Here is a 489-nt window from a genome sequence, read left to right on the forward strand (position 1 = left end):
CTGCACCGGCGGCGTCCCGGTCTTCGATGGCGGGAACCCACGCCACAAGCGCATCCTCTGGACGGTGATCGGCCCGGAACGGGGCGTTGTTCCTCGGAGAGATGGCGGCGGGCCGGCTCGCTGGGTCTCAGGCGCTCAGGCCGACGCGTTGGCCTTGCTCGCCGACACGGTGACCTACGGCCTCTGGCTGGCGGTGATCGGAGCGAGCCTGCGCACCCGTGCGTCGGCCGCGCTCACCACGGGAGTGCCGCCGTCGCTGATGGCGTTCGGCTCGACGGTCTGCCAGACGCTGGCCCTCGGCCTGCCGAAGGCGGAGGTCATGGGTCTGGCCGGCGTGCTGGCGCTGGCGGTCAACGCTGCCTCGGTGCTGCTCCCGAGCCCGTACAAGGATGGCGGTGCGAACATGCGCTCGCTTCTGGTCGTGCTCGCGCAACGACGCGATCGGCAATGTCATCGTCATGGGCGCGGTGCTGGCGGTGCGGGGCACCT

1 protein-coding gene is annotated in these 489 nt (G+C 71.2%); it reads left to right on the forward strand.

Annotation, left to right across the window (positions count from 1 at the left end):
- Positions 1-148 precede the first annotated feature (148 nt).
- On the forward strand, positions 149-489 hold a 341-nt coding region (locus ACU8YC_RS26485), incomplete at its 3' end, for a hypothetical protein (protein ID WP_446896193.1).

This window comes from Citrobacter sp. VF227, from assembly GCF_052950715.1.